At 66.1% G+C, this 19,259-nt stretch carries 16 protein-coding genes; 7 read left to right on the top strand and 9 right to left on the bottom strand.

What is annotated here, in order from left to right:
- Positions 1–12 precede the first annotated feature (12 nt).
- Positions 13–858: an SGNH/GDSL hydrolase family protein gene (locus FBY33_RS01175; RefSeq protein ID WP_235010287.1), complete on the bottom strand. Its 846-nt coding sequence runs from the start codon at positions 856–858 to the stop codon at positions 13–15.
- A 231-nt stretch (positions 859–1,089) separates the two neighbouring features.
- On the opposite strand from FBY33_RS01175, the gene FBY33_RS01170 reads away from it, so the two are divergent.
- Both FBY33_RS01170 and FBY33_RS01165 read left to right on the top strand, forming a co-directional pair.
- Positions 1,090–1,797 (top strand): tyrosine-protein phosphatase, encoded by a 708-nt coding sequence (locus FBY33_RS01170; RefSeq protein WP_142028928.1) that lies wholly within the window; start codon positions 1,090–1,092, stop codon positions 1,795–1,797.
- Complete coding sequence (locus FBY33_RS01165; RefSeq protein ID WP_200831290.1) at positions 1,794–4,406, top strand: S1 family peptidase; 2,613 nt, start codon at positions 1,794–1,796, stop codon at positions 4,404–4,406. The genes FBY33_RS01170 and FBY33_RS01165 overlap by 4 nt, the downstream gene beginning before the upstream one ends.
- A gap of 77 nt (positions 4,407–4,483) precedes the next feature.
- Here the strand turns inward: FBY33_RS01165 and FBY33_RS01160 are convergent, their stop codons facing one another.
- The gene (locus FBY33_RS01160) at positions 4,484–5,185 is read right to left on the bottom strand and encodes a DUF4397 domain-containing protein (protein WP_142028927.1); all 702 of its coding nucleotides are present in this window, start codon (positions 5,183–5,185) and stop codon (positions 4,484–4,486) included.
- Positions 5,186–5,286: 101 nt separating this feature from the next.
- The gene (locus FBY33_RS01155) at positions 5,287–5,730 is read right to left on the bottom strand and encodes a PaaI family thioesterase (RefSeq protein ID WP_235010280.1); all 444 of its coding nucleotides are present in this window, start codon (positions 5,728–5,730) and stop codon (positions 5,287–5,289) included.
- Between the two features lie 144 nt (positions 5,731–5,874).
- Here FBY33_RS01155 and paaZ point away from each other — a divergent pair, with 144 nt between their 5' ends.
- Together paaZ and FBY33_RS01145 are read left to right on the top strand one after the other, a co-directional pair.
- Entirely contained in the window at positions 5,875–7,986 is a 2,112-nt protein-coding gene (gene paaZ / locus FBY33_RS01150) for a phenylacetic acid degradation bifunctional protein PaaZ (RefSeq protein WP_142028926.1), read from the top strand.
- 145 nt (positions 7,987–8,131) lie between these two features.
- Complete coding sequence (locus tag FBY33_RS01145) at positions 8,132–8,539, top strand: VOC family protein (RefSeq protein ID WP_142028925.1); 408 nt, start codon at positions 8,132–8,134, stop codon at positions 8,537–8,539.
- An 87-nt stretch (positions 8,540–8,626) separates the two neighbouring features.
- On the opposite strand, the gene FBY33_RS01140 is transcribed toward FBY33_RS01145, so the two are convergent.
- The 5 genes from FBY33_RS01140 to FBY33_RS01120 form a co-directional block, all read right to left on the bottom strand.
- Complete coding sequence (locus tag FBY33_RS01140; protein ID WP_056328852.1) at positions 8,627–8,932, bottom strand: hypothetical protein; 306 nt, start codon at positions 8,930–8,932, stop codon at positions 8,627–8,629.
- Positions 8,933–8,945: 13 nt separating this feature from the next.
- Positions 8,946–10,082, bottom strand: a complete 1,137-nt coding sequence (locus FBY33_RS01135) for a S1C family serine protease (protein ID WP_142028924.1) — start codon at positions 10,080–10,082, stop codon at positions 8,946–8,948.
- A gap of 102 nt (positions 10,083–10,184) precedes the next feature.
- Positions 10,185–10,814 carry a TetR/AcrR family transcriptional regulator gene (locus FBY33_RS01130; RefSeq protein WP_142028923.1) on the bottom strand — a complete coding sequence of 210 codons (630 nt, stop codon included), beginning with the start codon at positions 10,812–10,814 and terminating at the stop codon, positions 10,185–10,187.
- Positions 10,815–10,860: 46 nt separating this feature from the next.
- Positions 10,861–12,210, bottom strand: coding sequence for a phenylacetate--CoA ligase PaaK (gene paaK, locus FBY33_RS01125; protein WP_142028922.1), 1,350 nt, complete (start codon positions 12,208–12,210; stop codon positions 10,861–10,863).
- A gap of 7 nt (positions 12,211–12,217) precedes the next feature.
- Complete coding sequence (locus FBY33_RS01120; RefSeq protein ID WP_056328864.1) at positions 12,218–12,688, bottom strand: hotdog fold thioesterase; 471 nt, start codon at positions 12,686–12,688, stop codon at positions 12,218–12,220.
- Between the two features lie 283 nt (positions 12,689–12,971).
- Here FBY33_RS01120 and pta point away from each other — a divergent pair, with 283 nt between their 5' ends.
- Both pta and FBY33_RS01110 read left to right on the top strand, forming a co-directional pair.
- A complete protein-coding gene (gene pta / locus FBY33_RS01115; RefSeq protein WP_142028921.1) occupies positions 12,972–15,107 on the top strand; it encodes a phosphate acetyltransferase in 2,136 nt (711 codons plus the stop codon).
- Positions 15,108–15,590: 483 nt separating this feature from the next.
- On the top strand, positions 15,591–16,790 hold the full coding sequence (locus FBY33_RS01110; RefSeq protein WP_142032406.1) for an IS30 family transposase: 1,200 nt from the start codon (positions 15,591–15,593) through the stop codon (positions 16,788–16,790).
- A gap of 78 nt (positions 16,791–16,868) precedes the next feature.
- Here the strand turns inward: FBY33_RS01110 and FBY33_RS01105 are convergent, their stop codons facing one another.
- Entirely contained in the window at positions 16,869–18,200 is a 1,332-nt protein-coding gene (locus FBY33_RS01105) for an MFS transporter (protein WP_142028920.1), read from the bottom strand.
- A 274-nt stretch (positions 18,201–18,474) separates the two neighbouring features.
- On the opposite strand from FBY33_RS01105, the gene FBY33_RS01100 reads away from it, so the two are divergent.
- Positions 18,475–19,200 (top strand): GntR family transcriptional regulator, encoded by a 726-nt coding sequence (locus FBY33_RS01100; RefSeq protein WP_268815853.1) that lies wholly within the window; start codon positions 18,475–18,477, stop codon positions 19,198–19,200.
- The last annotated feature ends 59 nt before the right edge of the window (positions 19,201–19,259 follow it).

Here is a 19,259-nt window from a genome sequence, read left to right as displayed (position 1 = left end):
CGTCCGTGTGAACTAGCGGGTGACCAGCTGGGAAGGTTTGACAGCCTCCAGGAGAGCCGAGGCGTATGCCCGGTGCCCTTCCTTGTTCGGGTGGAAGTTCCTTGGGTCGAAAACCGGCCCGGATGGGCTAACCGTGGGAGGGCTGAAGAAGATCCATGAGTCTGCGGAATTGACCTCATGTCCCACAAAGCCACCGCTGACATTGATGAATACAGCGCCGGTTCCGGAGGCTGCCACCGCACCTTCGATGGCAGTATTCAAGCCATCCACAGCCGTGTTGATGGAGTAGAGCAGCGAGGGGTCTGCCTGGCCGAATGGAGTTGTTGGGTTGAAGAGCCTTGGGTAGCCGAGGACCGCAATTCTTGCGTTCGGTGCTGCAGTATGAATCTGGTGGAGAACGCTCATAAAGTGTGTCTGCATGCTGGGAAACAAGGCGGCGGATGCCTGGATCGCGGCTGTACAGTCTTGGGCAGGCTGAGTCAGACAGGTCAGCAGGACGCCGGTCACTCCCACATCGTTGGCGCCCGCGGTAATGCTCACCAGTTCGCTTTCAGGTGTCAGGGACGAACCTGCGAGGGAGCTGATCTGCTGCTCAACGTTGGGGATTCTGAGGTCGTGTAGAACGGGGCTTAAAGGGTCAAGGGTCAAGAAGGCGCCATGACAGGCAGCGTTGTCTAGGAGGTTAACCCGCCCCGTCTTTCCCACGACGTCCACATAACCGCCCCGAGTCTTATCACAGGGGTAGCCGAAGTCGAACGGTCCGGCGCCGGTTCCCGCAGTGTAGGAATCACCGAGCGCGACGTAGTCGACCTTGGATGATGCAGCTTCGGCTGGAATGGCCGCCAGTCCCGACGCCATGACCAGGCTGGCGAGACCGGCCACGAAAGCCGGAAGCCGGCGTCGTAATGCAGTATTTCCCATTGGGTTCCCCTTTGAACATGAGTCACATGAAGTAGCTGGCGTCGCAACAGTATTGCCTAATCGGCGTTGGCCGTGAGGTCTTTGTACCCTTTTTGCCGCCTGCTTCTGTGACGTGCGGCATCCCCGAGCGTGTGGTTAGCTGTCCGGGTGAACAAACTTGGCAGGCCCATGGACTGGGATGGAGCTGTCAACGCATGGCACGTTTCGGGGGGCGTCTACCGGATGGGCCGGCGTGAGTGGCTGACTGAGGCAGGCTGGAGGCAGGTGTTCGACGACGGCGTCCGCACCGTCGTGGACCTTCGCAACGCTGCGGAGGGGCGGCGCCGGGACAACGATCCCGTGGTGCCGGCCGCTGCCTGGGCAGGTATCGACGTGGTTCAGGCGCCCACGGAGGAGCCCGGCGATCGGCGCTTTACCGCCATCACCGGCCCCTACTTGAATGATCCTGCCCATTACGCCGAAAATGCCCGTCTCTTCCCCGGGAAGCTGGTGGGCGTCTTCCGGAGCATCGCCCGGGCCGCGCCCAGCGGGAAGGTCCTGCTGCACTGTGCCGCCGGCCGTGACCGCAGCGGACTTGTCGCCGCCATGGTCCAGGACCTGGCTGGCGACTCCGACGAGGCTATCGCCGCGGGCTACCGGCGGGCAGCCCGCGGCATCAATGAGCGCTACCGCACCCACGGGCCGCCCCACAGCCGCGAGCGGTACCTGACTGAGCCGGAACTTGCGCCGCTGCTGGAGCAGCGCGGGCTCGCGGTGGTCGCGTTTGTCCGCGGCCTGGACACCCGGAATTACCTCCTGGCAAATGGACTCAGCGCTTCGGAACTGGACGCTGTCCTGGTGCTGTCCGGAGCTGCCTACGCGAAGGAACCACGATGACAACAGCCACAGCGTCCAGGCACGGAAAGCGCAGCCTGGCATTGGGGGCGGCCGCAGGAATAGTGGCTGCCGCGGCCTTCGGAGCCGCTCCCGGGTGGGCCTTCACGGACCCGAGCGGGAGCTCCGAAAACCAACCCACCGCCACTTCTTCGGCAGGTCCCGCCAGCACCGCCGCCGCGGACAGTTCCGCAGCCACGACCGGGAACCGCAGCCTTCCCCAGGCGGACCTTGACGCCGCCATACTCCGGGACCTGGGCCTCACGCCGGAGCAGTTCGCCGCGGCGGGGGAGTTGGGCAGCCGGGCAGCCGCTGCAGCGGAACAGCTGCGTGCCGTCCCCGGCTATGTGGGCATCAGGCTCCAGGACAACAAGATCATTGTGACCGGCGGTGGAGCCGAACTGGAGTCGGCGGTCGGAAAATTGGCTGCAACCGTTCCCGGTATCTCTCTTGAAGAGCCGGCCGTTCCCGCTCCGAATCCCACGCCGCCGGCAACTGAACCTGCCGGCACGCCAGCCAGTCCACCGCCGTCGTCCGCTCCCCAACAGACACCCTCCGCAGAGCCCGCCGCTCCGGCACCCGGCCCGCAGGTGGCGGCCAGCACGGAGCAGCTCTTCCAAGCCTACGTTCGAGAGGTGGGTACGGCCGGGCTGCAGGCGGTGGTCACCTCCGGCGGCAGCTTCGTAATCCGGACCGGCGGCGTCGCATCCGCGCAGTCAACCCAGGACGGCGCTCCCGGAACTGCCTCCAACCAACCCGGCACGCCGTCCACTGACGCAGCGCCTGGCAAGATCTCGCCAGCGGAATTCGTCTCGAAGTACGCCAACGTCGTGCTCGATGGCGCTGCCCCCCTCAAACCGGAAACGGACGTCCCCGGCGGGGTCGGGTACCTGTCCGACACCGGGTTTACCTGTTCGACAGGCTTCTCTGCCTTTGACCCGGCGGGACTGCCCACTGTCCTGACCGCCGGGCACTGCGCGGAAGACGGCACTGCTAAAACGGCTGACCTGCTGCTCGGCGGAGCGCCCGCGGGCCGCCTGGGCAGCTTCCAGTTCAGCCAGTTCGGCGGCCCTGGAAACTCCCCGGTGCTCGACCCAAACACCCCCACGGGCTCCGACTACACAGCGGTCGCCGATCCGGGCAATGTGGGAACTGACATCGCCGTCATTGGAACCATCCCGCAGGGCCTGGATCCGCTTCCGGCCACCAGCACCCACGGAGACCCGTCCCAGCCGGACCCGGACGTCAAGATCATCGGCACCGCGTCCCCGGTGCCCGGAACGCCCGTCTGCCGTTCCGGATGGAGGACGGGGTGGTCCTGCGGCCATATCAGTGCGGTGGGGATCTTCCTGGTTGGCGGCCCCAACTACCCCGCCAACGCTAACGACATCCGCGCGTTCAACGGGTTCCTGTCCTACGACGTGCAGTCCAGCGGCGGCGACTCCGGCGGCCCCTGGATCAGTGGAAACTTCGCAGTGGGTACCCATTCCGCCGGCGACTCGGACGGGGTCCTGAACATTGCCGTGGCAGCCACCCTGGAGGACTCGCTCAAGGTGCTGCCCGGCTACCAGCTGGAACTCTTCCTCAATAAGCCCGGGCTCGTGACCACTGCGGACAGTACGGTCAAAGCCGGTACCAGCATCACGGGCCAGGTCCCGGCCGCCCCCGCCTCCGCCGTCGCCGCGGGATCCAAGGTCCGCATCACCTTTGCAGGCCGGCCGCCGTTCGATGTTCCCTTGGACGCCGCGGGCAACTGGTCGTTCACTGCGCCGGAGGCGCCCGGCCCGTTCACCTTTACCGCCGAAACCGTGAACGGATTCAGCCGTTCCGGTCCGGCCACAGTGAGCCTGCTCATCGCGCCATCGTTCCTGCCCGCGCCGGTCATCACCACGCCGGCCAGCCAGCCGCTGACCAGCTTGGATGCCGTGGAAGGCACGGGGACACCCCGCGCCACGGTGACGCTCTCCGGCGACGTCGCAGGCTCTGCGCTGGTGGGGGATGACGGGCGCTGGTCGATTCCGCTGCAGGCCCCGGCTCCTTACGGCAAGGTGAACGTCACGGCAGTGCAGTCCTACCCCGGCCTGCCGGACAGCCCCGCCGCCACGGCAGCCTTCGCCGTCATGCCGCCGCCGCCGGCCGTAAGCAGCCTTTCCGACGGACAGCATCTCCAACATGACGCCTTGCCGGGAGCGATCGCGGGTACCGGGCTGACCGGCGCTGATGTGACGGTGTCCCTCGACGGGAAGCCGCTCTCCTCCGCGCCGGCCGGTGCCGCACAGGCATCCCGTTCCATGGGCCTGGTCCTTGCGCCGTTGGTGCTGGTAGACGGGGGAACCTGGCAGGTTCCGTTCCCCGCCGCGCCGGCAGCGGGCACCCATGTCCTGGCGGTGACGCAGGCGGTGGACGGTGTGGCTTCTGCCCCGGCCCAGCTCAGTTTCATCATCGACGCCGCTCCGTCCGTGCTTCCCGCCGGGAACATCACGGACGGCACTCTTGCCGCCACGGGGGCCGGGGGACTGGTCATCGCGGCGATTGCCGCAGCCGCAACGCTCGCCGTCGGGGTCCTCCTGATGGTGCTGTTGCGCCGCCGGAACCGGCGGTCTGCCAGGTAACCACCGAGGGCGGGGCCGCCATCTGGCAGCCCTGCCCCGGATTCGCGCTCATTCCTGGCCCGCAGGCAGGACGCCGGTCAGTGGTCGTCGTCGCACCTGTCCCTGCCGTCAACCACCTGGACGGCGACGTCCAGGGTGCCGTCGGCCAGGCTTCCCCATGCGTAGACGATGGTGTTCTTCCCGCCTTCGACCGTGATGTCCGCAGGCCCGATCACGGGGTCGGTGGTTCCTGCTGCGGCGACGGACGCTGAGATGGTGCCGGCCCTAAGCTTCAGGATTGCCTCATCGGGGTTGCTGAGTCCTTCGATCACTGCCGACCCGCCGGCCAGGACGTCGACGGCGGGAGCCGCGGCTACGTGCCGGACCGTCAGCTTGCCCTTCTTCTCATTGCGGGGCGCCTTGGTGTCGTTGGTGAAGAGCGACGCGGTGGGGGTGCCTTCGGCGTCAAGATGCGCTACTGCGGTGTAGTTGCCGCCCTCGTCGAGTTCAACGTGCACCGGCCCGATCACCGGGTCCTCCGCGCTGGTGGCATCCGCCCCCGTGATGGCGATCTGGTAGTCCCCGGCAGCCAGTTCCAGCGGCCCGGCCAAAGTGCCGGGCGTGAAGTTGTCCAGGGTGAGATCGCCGTTCACCCACACATCCACGGTGAGGCCGGGCACGCCATGCAGGACGGACAGAAGGGCGGGGTCGTGATGCCGGTTGTCCGCCTGCGCGGGGGCAGCGAAGGCCAGTGACGCGGCAAGTGAAAGTGCTCCGGCGGCGACGGTTATTTTGCGCATTTCGAACTCCTTAAAGGATGCCCGGGGACCGGGCTGTTTCATGCTTACGCGCTTACTACCGCCGGAACATCACGTTTGGATGCAGTACCCGGATTTTGGTGTCAGTTTTTTCGCTTCATCAGCAGGTTGGTGATGCGCAGGGTGCAGAGCCGCTGGCCCGCCTCGTTGGTGATCAGCACCTCGTGTGTGGTCAGGGTGCCGCCCAGGTGGATGGGGGTGGCCGTGATGGTGATCTGGCCCTTCCGGGCGGAGCGGTGGTGGGTGGCGGAAACGTCCACTCCCACCGCGGTCTTGCCCATGGTGCTGGCGTGGATGACGGCGGCCCAGGACCCGACGGCCTCGCCCACGGCAAGGGAGGCGCCGCCGTGCAGCAGTCCGAACGATTGCCGGTTGCCCTCCACCGGCATGGTGGCCACCACGCGGTCCACGGACTCCTCCAGGATCTTCACGCCCATTTTCTCGTCCAGTTCGCCCAGCGTGATCTTCCACAGCTCATGCCCGGAAGGCTGGTGTTCCGCAGCTTCCATGGGGGATGGGGTGCTCATACGTTCTCCTTTGGGTGGCCGAATTCAGTCCTGGCCTTCTAGTGTGCAGCACGGCACTTCATGTATGGTGAATATATTACCGAACGGACGGTCAGTAATGACCTGTCCTGTTTGCCTGCCCCCTTGTTGGAAGGACCGTCAACGATGACCACCACAGCCACAGCTCCCCAGGCCACGGTCGACACCGTGGAGACAGTGCCCAGCTTCATCATGGATGCATGGTGGACGCCCGACGCCGGCTCGTCGGCTTCGGCGGTCCCTGTCCGTGATGCGAGCACCGGGGAAGTCCTGGCCAAGGTGAGCACGCAGGGGTTGGACCTGGCCGCCGTCGTAAACTACGGGCGCACCACGGGCCAATCTGAACTGGGCAAGCTGACCTTCCACCAGCGGGCCCTCAAGCTCAAGGAACTGGCGCAGTACCTGCACGCCCGGCGCGAGCACTTCTACACCTTCTCGGCCCAGACCGGCGCCACCAAAGTGGATTCCATGATCGACATCGACGGCGGAATCGGCGTCCTCTTCACCTTCGGCTCCAAGGGCCGGCGCGAACTCCCCAACTCCCAGGTGGTGGTGGACGGGCCCATGGAAGTGCTGTCCAAGGACGGGTCCTTCGCCGGCGAACACATCTACACCCGCATCCCGGGCGTTGCCGTCCAGATCAACGCGTTCAACTTCCCGGTCTGGGGCATGCTGGAGAAGTTCGCCCCGGCCTTCATCGCCGGCGTGCCCACCATCGTCAAGCCCGCCACCCCCACCGGCTATGTCGCTGCCGCCGTGGTCAAGGCCATTGTCGAATCAAACATTTTGCCCAAGGGCTCGCTGCAGCTGGTCTCCGGTTCGGTCCGCGGGCTGCTGGACGTCCTGGACTACCGGGACCTGGTGGCGTTCACCGGATCAGCCTCCACCGCACTGTCCCTCAAGTCCCACCCCAACGTGGTCCAGGGCGGCGTCCGCTTCACCTCTGAAACGGACTCCCTCAACGCCGCGATCCTGGGCCCGGACGCAGTGGAGGGCACTCCGGAATTCGAGGCGTTCGTCAAGTCCGTGGTGACCGAAATGACGGCCAAGGCGGGGCAGAAGTGCACCGCCATCCGCCGCGCCATCGTGCCCCAGGAGCTGGTTGGCCCCGTTTCGGCGGCCATCGGCAAGCGCATCACACAACGCATCGTCCTCGGTGACCCCCGCGCCGACGGCGTCACCATGGGTGCGCTCGCCTCCGTGGAGCAGCTCAACGATGTTCGCGCGGCCGTGCAGTCCATGCTCGACGCCGGCGGCGAGCTTGCGTACGGAACGCTCGATTCGCCGTCGGTCACCTCTGCCGACGGGACCACCGGGGTGGTGGAAGGCGGGGCATTCATGGCGCCGGTCCTGTTGAACTGGCAGGACCCCGAAGCGGAGGAAGTCCACTCGCTGGAGGCCTTCGGCCCCGTTTCATCCGTGATCGGGTACCAGGACATTACCGACGCCGTCCGGCTCGCCGCCCGTGGCAGCGGCTCCCTGGTAGCCTCCGTGTGCACCAACGATCCGGACGTGGCCCGGGAACTGGTTACCGGCATCGCCGCCCACCACGGCCGCGTCCTGATGCTCAACCGCGAGGATGCCCGTTCATCGACCGGCCACGGCTCACCGGTGCCGCACCTGGTCCACGGCGGTCCGGGCCGCGCGGGCGGCGGCGAGGAACTGGGTGGCATCCGATCGGTGATGCACCACATGCAGCGCACCGCCATCCAGGGTTCCCCCAACATGCTCACCGCCGTCACCGGCGTGTGGCACACCGGCGCTGACCGGAACTTCACGGTGGAGACCGAGGGGACCCATCCGTTCCGGAAGTCGCTGGCAACGCTGCGGATTGGCGACGCCGTCCGGTCCGACCTGCGCCAGATCACCCTGGAGGAAATCACGGCGTTCGCCAACTCCACCGGTGACACGTTCTACGCCCACACCAACCAGGAGGCCGCCGAAGCCAACCCGTTCTTCCCGGGCATCGTGGCCCACGGCTACCTCCTGCTCGCCTGGGGCGCCGGACTGTTCGTGGAGCCGGCACCGGGCCCCGTCCTGGCCAACTACGGGCTGGAAAACCTGCGCTTCATCACCCCCGTCGCGGCAGGGGACTCCATCCGGGTGACCCTGACAGCCAAGAAGATCACCCCACGCGAAACCGACGAATACGGCGAGGTGGCCTGGGACGCCGTGCTGACCAACCAGAACGACGAGATCGTAGCCACCTACGACGTCCTCACCCTCGTGGAGAAGTAGCCCGCTCCCAAACCCAAGTTGCTCTATCACTTTTGGTGCCCAAAACCCCGGTTTAGGGACCAAAAGTGATGGAGCAACCGGGCGTTCGGGGGAGGCTCTTTTCCCGCAGCCCGGGCGTAGGATTCATCCCGTAGGAGGTGGCCACATGACCCTTAGATTGAACACAGCCACAACCATCCTGCCGGTCGACGATGCAGCCCGCGCCCGCGCTTTCTACACCGAAAAGCTCGGACTCCCGCACCGCGGCAAGGCGGAGGACGGCAGCGAATTACTCGGCGCCGACGGCGGCCCCATGCTGCAGCTGATGCCCGTGGCGGACGGCAAGCATTCCGAGCACACGGCCTTGAGCTTTGAAGTTTCGGACATCGAGGCAACTGTCCGGGACATGGAAGCCAGGGGCGTGATGTTCCAGGACTACGACCTGCCCACGCTGCGGACGGAAAACCATATCTGCACCACGGAGTCGGAGAAGTGCGCGTGGTTCATGGATACGGAGCACAACATCCTGTGCGTCCACCAGAACCTCGGCGGCAAGCTCGAGTACCAGGTCTAGGCAGGCCGGCAGGCAGCAGAACCAAACAAAGCAGCAGGAGTGCCCCGGTTGGACCGGGGCACTCCTGCTGCTTGTCTTAGTGAGGCGTCAGCTTTCGGCGCCGCCGTGCAGGCCGTCGTCGCTGCTGTCATCCTCGGGACCCGTGCCGCGGCCGCCTTCGCTGCGGTCGGAAAGGTCCATGTTGCCGCGGGCCTCATCCATGGTGGGGCCGCCGGAGGGGACGCTGTAGGTGTCCGGGCGGATGCCGTGCGACTGTTCCTCGATCAGGGCCTGCTCCTCGCTGAAGCGGATCACATTGGCCTCGTCGCCGGCGTCGCCGGGAACGTCCTCGCGGATCTTCGAGGGGTCCGGAATGATGAATCCTGCGTCCGGTTCTTCCTTGGGGTGGCTCATGTTCTTTTCCTTCCTATCGGGTGGTTGTGCTGGCGGGCCGGTCGGTAAGGTCCACCTTGATATCCAAACTTTGATCGCCGCGCTTGACCTTGAAGCCTACGGTGTCGCCGGGGTTGCGCTTGCGCAGTTCCGCCAGGAGCTTCTCCGGCGTGGTGAGCTCCACACCCTCCATGGACTGCAGGACGTCGCCCGGACGGATCCCGGCGCGACCGGCAGGGCCGTCACTGTCCGCGGCGAGCACCACGACGCCGGCCCCTTCCTGGATTCCCAGCTGGTCGGCGATCTGCGCCGTGAGTTCGCCCGGAGTGAGGCCCAGGTACGCGTGCTTGGCGGTGCCGTTGGCCAGCAGCTCCTCAGCGACGTCCACCGCCGTGGCGGCCGGAATCGCGAAGCCGAGCGACACGGCCCCGGCCGACGGCGGGATGTAGGCCTCACTGATGCCGATCACCTCACCGCGCATATTGATCACCGCGCCACCGGAGTTGCCGGGGCTGATGGGCGCGTCTGTCTGGATGAGGTCCACGAGCGAGAGGCTGTTCGACGCGGAGCCCGGGATGGAGCGGTGGAGGCCGGAGATGATGCCGGCGGTGGCCGTGTTTTCAAAGCCAAGGGGTGAGCCCAGGACCAGGGCGCCTTCGCCCACCTTCGGCAGGTCGCTTTGATAGGTGGGTTTCGGCAGGCCGGTGCGCTTGGCCTGCACCAAGGCAAGGTCCGTCACGGCGTCGCTGGCCTTCACCGTCCCTTCCACCCGCTGCCCGTCGGCGAACCCCACCTCAACGCTGGTGGCGCCGCGGATCACGTGCTCGTTGGTCAGGATCAGTCCGTCCGCCGAGTACACCACCCCGCTGCCCAGGCCGCCCTCCGTGAAGATGGTGACGACGGACGGCGAGAGGTTCTCCACGAGCTGCGGCAGGTTGCCCGCCGCTGTCCCGGAGCCGCCTTCCGCCGGTGCTGTGGATCCGGGCGAGGAGGGTGCTGGAACGGGGTTGGCGGCGTTCGACGACGACGCCGGGCTGGAGGAGGTGCCGCTGGGGGCCGGGGGACTTGGCGTGCCGGTGCAGCCGCTGAGCGCCAGCGCTGCGGCGAGGGCGCCGGCGCCGAGGACTGGCCGGAGGCGGCGTGAACGCTGCGGATCGCTCGCCTGGCTCATCAGTACCTCCCTGCGGATGCTGGCTTTCTACCACCGTAGCCGGGGAGCGGGGAAAATACCAAGCACGCTTATTATTCCCGGGGGTGGGAGCGTCCGAATAACCTATGCGTCCGCGTGCAGGCCGTCGAACGCCATGGTGATGACGTCGTCGGCCAGGCGCTGCGGCGACAGGGAGCCGCCCGGCTTGTACCACTCGACAATGGAGTTGATCATGCCGAACAGGAGCCGCGAGACCGTCCGTGGGTCGATGTCCTGGCGGAGCGAGCCTTCGTCGCGGGCGGCGGAAATCAGGGCTGCCACCCTGTGGTCGAAGGCGCGCCGCCGTTCCAGCGCGTCGCGCTCGATCTCGGTATTGCCGCGGAGGCGCAGGAGCAGCGTGACAAAGGGCAGGCGGTCAACCAGCACAGCCACCGTCTGCCGCAGCACGAACTCCAGCCGCGCATCGGCCGCTCCCGAGGTTGCCTGGGGCTGCTCCAGGATGGACTCGAGGCCGCCCAGTGCGTGGTCCAGGGCGAGCTTGAGGAGATCGCCCTTGGACGGCACGTGGTGGTAGATGGCCGACTTCGAAATGCCCAGGTTCTCGGCCAGGATGCCCATGGACGTCGCGTCGTAGCCGTGGCGGTTGAAGACGTCGACGGCGATGCGCAGCACCGACTGTTGGTCGTAGCCGGGGCGGCCCCGCTTGGCGGTGCCGTTAACGGCGTTGCTGGTGGTCTCAGTGGTGCTGGGCATAGGGGCTAGTTTCTCATGAACGGTCGGTCAGTCGGCGCAGGGCTTCCTACCCTTTGGGGCGCAGGTCGTAGATGCGGCGCAGCTTGCCGTTGGACCGCTCGAGGGAACCCGGCTCCACAACATTCACTGTGCACGAAGAACCCACGTGGATCTTGATCTGCTCCTTCAAGGTGCGTGCCGCCGTCGTGCCCTGCTCAACGCTCACCGCGTCCCGGCGCTCGATCATGACCGTCATCTGGTCCATCCGCTGGCCCTCGGGGCGGGTCAGTTCGAGCTGGAAGTGCGGGCTGAGCTCGGGGATCCGCAGAGCGATCTCCTCGATTTGGGACGGGAAGACATTCACGCCGCGGAGGATGATCATGTCATCGCTGCGGCCGGTGATGCGTCCCATCCTGCGGTGCGCGGGGCGGGCCGTGCCGGGCAGCAGGCGGGTGAGGTCCTTGGTGCGGTAGCGGATGATGGGGAGGGCTTCCTTGGTGAGCGACGTGAACACCAGTTCGCCGTGCTCGCCGTCCCGCAGGACGTTTTCCTTGCCCACCACCGGGTTGAACGCGTCAATAATCTCGGGACGGAAGTGGTCCTCCCAGATGTGGCTGCCGTCCTGGGTCTCCACCGCTTCGCCGGCGACGCCCGGGCCCATCACTTCGGAAAGGCCGTAGATGTCGCACGCCTTGATGTTCATGGTGACCTCGAGCTCGTGCCGCATCTCCTCGGTCCACGGTTCGGCGCCCAGGACGGCGTATTTCAGGGAGGTGGAGGCGGGGTCGATCCCCATGTGGGCCATGGCGTCGGCGATGGTCAGCAGGTACGTGGGGGTGGCCAGGATGGCGTCCGGCTTGAAGTCCTGGATCAGCTGGATCTGGCGCTCGGTCTGGCCGCCGGAGATGGGGATGACCGTGCAGCCCAGGGCTTCGGCTCCGGCGTGCGCACCCAGCCCACCGGTGAACAGGCCGTAACCGTAGGCGTTGTGGACCTTCATGCCGGGGCGGACGCCGGAGGCGCGGAGGCTGCGGGCCACCAGCTTGGCCCAGTCCGCCAGGTCCTGCTTGGTGTATCCGACGACGGTGGGCCGGCCTGTGGTGCCCGAGCTGGCGTGGATGCGGGCTACTTCAGCCTGGGGAACCGCGAACATGCCGAACGGGTATTCCTCGCGCAGGTCGTCCTTGGTGGTGAAGGGGAAGTTGCCCAGGTCGCTGAGTTCGCGCAGGTCGTTGGGGTGGATCCCGGCGTCGTCGAACTTGCGCTTGTACAGCGGCACGCGGTCATACGCATAGGCCACCGTGTGCTGCAGGCGGCTGAGCTGGAGGGCTTCGAGCTCATCCCGGGAGATGGTTTCCTCGCGGTCCAGGGCGGCGTCGGTGCCGGCAGGTGCGGTTTCGGGGGCATGCAGGGTCATGGTTTTCCTACTTCTTGGGGATGGTGCGGCTGCGTCCGCGGAACTCGGCGATGAGCTCGCCCGGAGAACTGGGTTGGGTCTCGGCGGCCGGCGCGGCGGCGTCGGCGGCAAAGATCTGGATGTCGTACAGGCCGCTGCGCCCGGCACTGGAGCGGCGGTCGGCGACGGCGGTCAACACCTGGCCGCGGAAGGCGGGCTTGAGGAAGTTGATGTCGACGCCGGAGGCCACCGTAATGGTGCCTTCCTCGCCCGGTGCGGGGTGGATGGGGTTGCACGCGAGGGCGAAGGCGGTGTCCCCGAAGGCGAAGATCATTCCGCCGTGGGCCATGCCGAATCCGTTGAGCATTTCCTGCCGAAGGGTCATCCGGATGGTGGCGTGTCCGTCGCTGAGGGCGAGGACCTCGATTCCCATCCATTCGGAGGCATAGTCGTTTTCCAGGATGGGGTGGGTGGCCCCGGAAAGTGTTGCTTCAGCCATGCGTCATTGCCTCCAGCTTTATTTACCGAATGTTCATTAGGTAATCCCATGAGGGGGGCCGGTGTCAAGAGGAGGAAGCGTTGGTGCGTGCCCTCCTGCCCGCTTACTTCGCGGACTCCAGGCGCAAAGCCGCGGACACGCCGTCGTGCACGGCGCGCCGCACCATGTAGGGAAAAGCAACTGGGCTGGAACGCTCGACGGCGGCAAGCACCTTTGCCATTTAGGGCGCCCGGGGTGCAAGGATGGGAGGACCGGCACCAGCAAGAACAGCAAAGGGCGGACCATGGCCAAAGGCATCTACGTCAGCGCAACCACCCCGGGATCGGGCAAGTCCCTGATAGCCCTGGGCCTGGCCGATACGCTGCACCGGCACGCGGACAGGATCGGCTTCTTCAAACCGGTGGTCCACGGGCCCTCGGCAGCGAACGACCCCATGCTGGCACTGATGAAGTCCCGCTTCGCCCTGGAGGATGACCGGTGCCGCGGCGGCCTGACCTACGACGAGGTCCGCACGCTGCTCGCCGAGGGGAACCGGGCGGAGATCGACGCCAGGTGCGTGGAGATCTTCGCGGACATCGCCCGCCACTGCGACGTGGTGATCGTCGAAGGCACCGACCTGGTGGGCCAGGATTCCGCCGTCGAATTCGACCTCAACGCCCGGCTGGCCAACAATCTCGCCACACCCGTGGTGGCCGTGGTGGGCGCCAAGGGGCGGACCGTTCCCGAGACCGCGGCCGCCGTCGAGGTTGCACGCAAGGAACTTGCCGCCGAAAAATGCGCGCTCCTGGCCATCATGGTCAACCGGGCGGACGCCGATGACCTGGACGCCATTGCGGCAGCCCTGAAGCCGGGTGCCTCAGGCCGGCCCGTGTACATCCTGCCGGAACTGGAGGAGATCGCCAGGCCCACCACCGGCGAGGTGGCCCTGGCGCTGGGCGTGCGGCAGATCGCGGGAACTCCGGACATGGAACGCGACGTCAGGGACATCAAGGTGGCCGCCATGAACGTGGGCAACTTCCTGAATGTGCTCGGCGAAGGCGCCCTGGTGATCGTGCCGGGGGACCGGGCAGACGTGATGGTGGCCTGCCTGGCATCCTCCTTCTCGCCGGAGTTTCCGGTAGCCTCGGCGCTCATCCTTACCGGCGGCCTGGCCCCGGACGCGAACATCTACCCGCTCCTGGCACAGGCGCCGTTCCCGGTGTTCGCCACGGAAGATGACACCTACCAGACTGCCCGCCGGGTCTCCGAGGTCCGCAGCGAGATCTGGTCCGGCCACCGGCGCAAGGTGGCCTCCGCCCTGGGGCTCTGGTCCCGCCGGGTGGATGAAACCGAGCTGGTGGAGCGCCTGCACCTGCCACGGGCTGAGCGGATGACACCGCTGCGGTTCCTGCACGACCTGATCGAGCGCGCCCGGGCCCAGCGGCGCCATGTGGTGCTGCCGGAGGGAACCGACGTCCGGATCCTGCGTGCAGCCGAAATCCTGCACCGCCGCGACGTCTGCGACCTGACACTGCTGGGCCCCGAGTCCGATGTCCGGGAACTGGCCGCAGCCAACGGGATCGATCTGGCAGGCATCAATGTCATCGACCCGGCCACCTCTGAGCTGCGCCTGAAGTTCGCCGAAAAGTACGCGGAGCTGCGGGCGCACAAGGGCGTGGACCTGCCCAAGGCCCTGGAAATCATGCAGGACGTGAGCTACTTCGGCACCATGATGGTCCAGCTGGGCGTGGTGGACGGAATGGTCTCCGGCGCGGCCCACACCACCGCGCACACCATCCGGCCGGCGCTGGAGTTCGTGAAGACCCGCCCGGGGGTGAAGATCGTGTCCTCGGTGTTCCTGATGCTCATGCCGGACCGGGTGCTGGTCTACGGCGACTGCGCCGTGAACCCGGATCCCAACGTGGAGCAGCTGGCGGACATTGCCCTGGCCTCGGCCGAGACCGCCGCCCAGTTCGGCGTGGAGCCGCGGGTTGCCATGCTCTCCTATTCCACCGGCGGCTCGGGCTCGGGGGAGGCCGTGGACGAGGTACGGCAGGCCACCGAGCTGGTGCGCACGCGCCGCCCGGACCTCGCAGTTGAAGGCCCCATCCAGTACGACGCCGCCGTGGACGCCTCGATCGCCGCGTCCAAGATGCCGGGCTCCTCAGTGGCCGGGCAGGCCACGGTGTTCATCTTCCCGGACCTGAACACCGGCAACAACACCTACAAGGCGGTGCAGCAGAGCTCGGGGGCCGTGGCCGTGGGCCCCGTCCTGCAGGGGCTCCGCAAGCCGGTCAACGACCTCTCCCGCGGCTGCACCGTGGAGGACATCGTGAACACGGTGGCCATCACGGCCATCCAGGCGCAGGCCCAGGCCCAGGAGCCGGCCGAGGGGTCCGTTCAGGCCGAAGTTTCGGCCCAAGCGCAGCCGGCCTCCTAGGACACCACACACAAAGGGACGACGCCGGCACTTTGGCTTGAGTTCTAGTGGTCGTTGCAACACCTAAAGTTTTTGGGAGTTGCAACGACCATGTCGTCTTTAAGCAAGGGCAGGACACCTCGAAGGAGCTATACCTCCGCGGAAAAGGAAGAGTTCTTCCGGGCATTAGCAAGCGCGGGAACCGTTGCCCGTGCTGCGGCTGGACTCGGGCTCAAACCTTCGGCGTGCTATCGGTGGCTGCGTGAGGCGGGAATATCTGTCGGCAGAGTGGATAACCTAAACGCCCGGCGGCCAAGAGCGACCCCGGAAGTGAAAGAGGAGTTCTTTAAGGCGTTGAAACGGACCGGGAGTACGACGCTTGCTGCCGCGGAACTGGGGCTAAGCCGTGGCACTTGTTACCGGTGGACTCAGAAAGCAGGGCTCGCGCGGAAACGCGCGGACAGCCCCGGCCGTGAGGACTTCGGCAAGCTCCGCGACGCTGGAATGACCCGCCGTGAAGCGGCCAAACAACTGGGCATTAGCCGCTGCGCGGCTCAGGAGTGGGACAACGGCGTCAGAAGGACACGGAATGGGCGAATCTACCGTGATGGGCGCCAGATCGACTACACCAATGGTGTGATGACGTTGACTACTGCAGAAGCCACCGCCGATTCTGCCGCGCTCCCCCCACTGGCAGCCCTGGAAAAACCATTGGATGCCCGGTTCCTGACGCTGCATGACCGCGAACGGATCGCCGACCTCCGCAATACCGGCGCACCGGTCCGGGAGATCGCCAGAGAGCTCGGTCGGCCTGCCTCGACAATCAGCCGGGAGCTGGCCCGAAACGGTGTCAACGATGGGAAGTACTACGCCTATGCTGCCCAACGAGCAGCAACTGCCCGTCGCCCCCGGCCCAAGGACAGCAAGCTGGTCACGCACCACCGGCTGCGCAAATATGTGAAGCGAAAACTGCTTCGGCGCTGGTCACCGGAACAGATCAGCAACAAGCTGACCAGGAAGTTTCCCAACGACCCGGAGATGCGCGTGAGCCCAGAAACAATCTACCAAGCCCTCTACTTCCAGGCCCGCGGAGGACTCAAGCGCGAAGTCCAGGCAGCTCTGCGCACCGGCCGGACACGCCGTAAAGCCCACAAGGACCCCCAGCAACGGCAGCCCCGTTTCGCTGATCCGATGGTGATGATCTCCGAACGCCCACCCGAGATCGAAGACCGCGCCGTTCCAGGACATTGGGAAGGAGATCTAATCACCGGAGCGAGCAACCAGTCCGCGATCGCCACCCTCGTCGAACGCACCACCAGATACGTCATGCTGGTCCACCTGCCCGGTGACCACACCGCCGAAACCGTCCGCGACGGCCTCATCGCCACGATGAAAAGTCTTCCCGAACACCTCAGGGGCTCTCTGACTTGGGATCAAGGGGCGGAAATGGCAGCCCACAAATCCTTCACCATCGCCACTGACATGCAGGTCTACTTCTGCGATCCGGGCAGCCCGTGGCAACGCGGCTCCAACGAAAACACCAACGGCCTGCTACGCCAATACTTCGAAAAAGGCACAGACTTATCCATCTACGGGCCCGAAGATCTCGAACACGTCGCCCAGGAACTCAACAGCCGACCACGCAAAACGCTCGACTGGGAAACCCCAGCCGAGCGTCTCCGTGATCTACTAATGACCACATAACACCAGCAGTGTTGCAACGACCCCTAGAAACCGCCTGGCGAGTGCCGGCGTCGTCCCTTTGCTTGGGGCTGGGGAAACCTAGGCGGCTGCCGGGACCCTCAGCGGCTCGATCTTGCCGATGACGAACAGGTAGTTGGCTGCGCCGATGAGGGAGATTGCGCCGATGACGGCCAGCGGGGCCACGAAGGAGCCGGTCTGGTCAACCAGCACCCCGATCAGGATCGGGGTGAAGATGCCGGCCAGGTTGGACGCGAAGTTCTGCAGTCCACCGATGGAGCCGACGTGGCGGGAGCTGGGGGCCACGTCCGCCGGCAATGACCAGATGCCGGTTGCCGCCACGGTGAGGCTGGAGTAGGCGACGGACAGCAGTGCCAGTGCCATCCAGGCTTCCGGAACCAGTGCGGCAAACATGATGACCGAGCCGCCCGCCAAGCCGCCGGCGATGGCGGTCTTGCGGACCTTGCTGACCGGGGACCCGGCGCGGACGGCGCGGTCGGCAAGGTAGCCGCCGAGCCAGCCGAACAGGACGGCGCAGATACCGGGGATGGCGCCGAAGAAGCCCAGCTTGAGCAGATCGAAGCCGCGCTCCTTCACCAGGTAGCTGGGGAAGAACGTAATGAAGAAGTAGATGGCGCTGTTCAGGCAGAAGAAGCCGAACATCATGCTCAGGATGGTGCGGTACTTGAAGAGCGAACGCCAGGGGAGTTTGGCCGCACCTTCGTCATCGCTTGCCGCACCGCGGGCGCCGCCCTCCTGGATGTAGCTGATTTCGGCAGCGTTGGCACCCGTGTGCTCCTCTGGGCTGCGGTAGTACTTCCACCAGGCGGCGGCCCAGATAATGCCCAGGACGCCGATGATGATGAACACCGCATGCCAGGAAGTGAAGGCGACGATCAGGGTGACGATCGGCAGGGCGATGACCGCCCCGACGCGCGAGCCGGAGTCCCAGATGCTGGTGGCGAAGGCGCGTTCGCGGACCGGGAACCAGGTGGCCACCACCTTGGCAGCCGTACTGGGGGCCGGGCTCTCGCCGACACCCAGGAGGAAACGGGCCGCGAAAAGGGACCAGAAGCTGGAGGCCGCGGCGGTGACCATGGTGAAGACGGACCACCACACGGCGGCCAGTGAGAACGAGCGGCGGGGGCCCACTTTGTCTACGTACCAACCGGCGGCGAGCTGGAAGAAGTCGTAGGCCCAGAAGAAGGCCGCAAAGATCAGCCCCTGCTGGGTGGCGGTGAGTTCAAAATCCTTGCCCATGAACGGCAGGGCAACGCTGAGGCTGGAACGGTCCAGGTAGTTGATGCTGAGGCCTATGAAGGCGAGCCAGATGATGACCCAGCGTTTGCGGGTCATCATGCGGGGCTGCCGGGCCTGGTTGGCAATGGATGTCTTACTTCCGAGCGTAGTCATGCGGTCTCCTTCGACATATACATGGCTTCGGGTGCGGTGTGCACGGGCGGGAGGGGGAGACGCGGAAGATGTCAGCGCCAAAATCATATAGGAATCTGCTTAATCATATAGATATTGTGATCCAGATCAAGTGTTGCTTTTGAAAAGCCCCTTATCGGAGCCGCCGGTGATGCGTGGCTTATGATTCCCCCAGCAGCTCCCGACCAACCACTGGCAGTCCAAACCGGCGCAGATTCTGCCGGCGCCAGTCCAATCCAGTGCAAGAGGTAACCGCGTGCCCCCACGTCAACCATCCGAAGTTCCGCGCGGCAAGGCGGCCGTGCCCGACGTCTATACGGCCATGCGCGCCTCCATCCTCGACGGCGAAATTGCCCCGGGCACCCGCATCAACATCGATGCCGTGGCCCGGAGCCTGGGGGTTTCGCAGACTCCAGTCCGCGAAGTGCTCCAGCGGCTCGAGGGCGACAACCTGGTGGTCTACAACCCCGGCAGGGGCTACAGCACCACCCCGCTCCTGGACCTGCCGGAACTGCGCTCGCTGTTCGAGTTCAGGCTCCTGGTGGAACCCTGGGCAGCGCGTGCGGCCGCGGTGGACCGCCTGGCCAATCCGGCCGGGACGCTGGAAAAGGAACTGGCGGGCTTCCGGGATGCCATGAAGCGAAGCAAGGACCTGCGGCAGGATCTGGTGGCCCACGACACCCGCTTCCACGACGCCATCCTGGCCGCGTCCGGCAACCCTGTGGTCCGCCACGCCTTTGCCCAGACGCACTGCCACCTGCACACCTTCAGGCTCTACCCGGCAGACGTGGACGGCGCCATTACGGTGGCTGAGCACACCGCCGTGCGTGAGGCAATCGAGGCCTGCGACCCGGAGCGGGCTGAGGCGGCCATGACCACCCATATCCGCAACTCCTTCGACAGGTTTGCCAAGGCCTTTGAGGGGGAGCTTGCTCCCCTGGAGGACAGCGGCCCGCCGCGGCGGCGGATTGTCACCGGCTAGCACACGGCGGCGCAGCCCCGGCCTATGGAGGGCCGGGGCTTTTTTGGCCCTTTGCCGCG

This window comes from Arthrobacter sp. SLBN-112, assembly GCF_006715225.1.
Classification (GTDB): domain Bacteria; phylum Actinomycetota; class Actinomycetes; order Actinomycetales; family Micrococcaceae; genus Arthrobacter.
The sequence above is the reverse complement of the archived record's forward strand: the minus strand, read 5'-3'. Positions and strand labels throughout refer to the sequence as shown.

What these genes read in the sequence shown, in the direction of transcription:
- FBY33_RS01170 (WP_142028928.1), top strand. Translation starts at nt 1,090, where the DNA reads ATGGACTGGGATGGAGCTGTCAACGCATGGCACGTTTCGGGGGGCGTC.
- FBY33_RS01165 (WP_200831290.1), top strand. Translation starts at nt 1,794, where the DNA reads ATGACAACAGCCACAGCGTCCAGGCACGGAAAGCGCAGCCTGGCATTG.
- FBY33_RS01120 (WP_056328864.1), bottom strand. Translation starts at nt 12,688, where the DNA reads ATGGCTGAAGCAACACTTTCCGGGGCCACCCACCCCATCCTGGAAAAC.
- FBY33_RS01145 (WP_142028925.1), top strand. Translation starts at nt 8,132, where the DNA reads ATGACCCTTAGATTGAACACAGCCACAACCATCCTGCCGGTCGACGAT.
- FBY33_RS01160 (WP_142028927.1), bottom strand. Translation starts at nt 5,185, where the DNA reads ATGCGCAAAATAACCGTCGCCGCCGGAGCACTTTCACTTGCCGCGTCA.
- FBY33_RS01155 (WP_235010280.1), bottom strand. Translation starts at nt 5,730, where the DNA reads ATGAGCACCCCATCCCCCATGGAAGCTGCGGAACACCAGCCTTCCGGG.
- FBY33_RS01175 (WP_235010287.1), bottom strand. Translation starts at nt 858, where the DNA reads ATGGCGTCGGGACTGGCGGCCATTCCAGCCGAAGCTGCATCATCCAAG.
- FBY33_RS01110 (WP_142032406.1), top strand. Translation starts at nt 15,591, where the DNA reads ATGACCCGCCGTGAAGCGGCCAAACAACTGGGCATTAGCCGCTGCGCG.
- pta (WP_142028921.1), top strand. Translation starts at nt 12,972, where the DNA reads ATGGCCAAAGGCATCTACGTCAGCGCAACCACCCCGGGATCGGGCAAG.
- paaZ (WP_142028926.1), top strand. Translation starts at nt 5,875, where the DNA reads ATGACCACCACAGCCACAGCTCCCCAGGCCACGGTCGACACCGTGGAG.
- FBY33_RS01105 (WP_142028920.1), bottom strand. Translation starts at nt 18,200, where the DNA reads ATGACTACGCTCGGAAGTAAGACATCCATTGCCAACCAGGCCCGGCAG.
- paaK (WP_142028922.1), bottom strand. Translation starts at nt 12,210, where the DNA reads ATGACCCTGCATGCCCCCGAAACCGCACCTGCCGGCACCGACGCCGCC.
- FBY33_RS01140 (WP_056328852.1), bottom strand. Translation starts at nt 8,932, where the DNA reads ATGAGCCACCCCAAGGAAGAACCGGACGCAGGATTCATCATTCCGGAC.
- FBY33_RS01130 (WP_142028923.1), bottom strand. Translation starts at nt 10,814, where the DNA reads ATGCCCAGCACCACTGAGACCACCAGCAACGCCGTTAACGGCACCGCC.
- FBY33_RS01135 (WP_142028924.1), bottom strand. Translation starts at nt 10,082, where the DNA reads ATGAGCCAGGCGAGCGATCCGCAGCGTTCACGCCGCCTCCGGCCAGTC.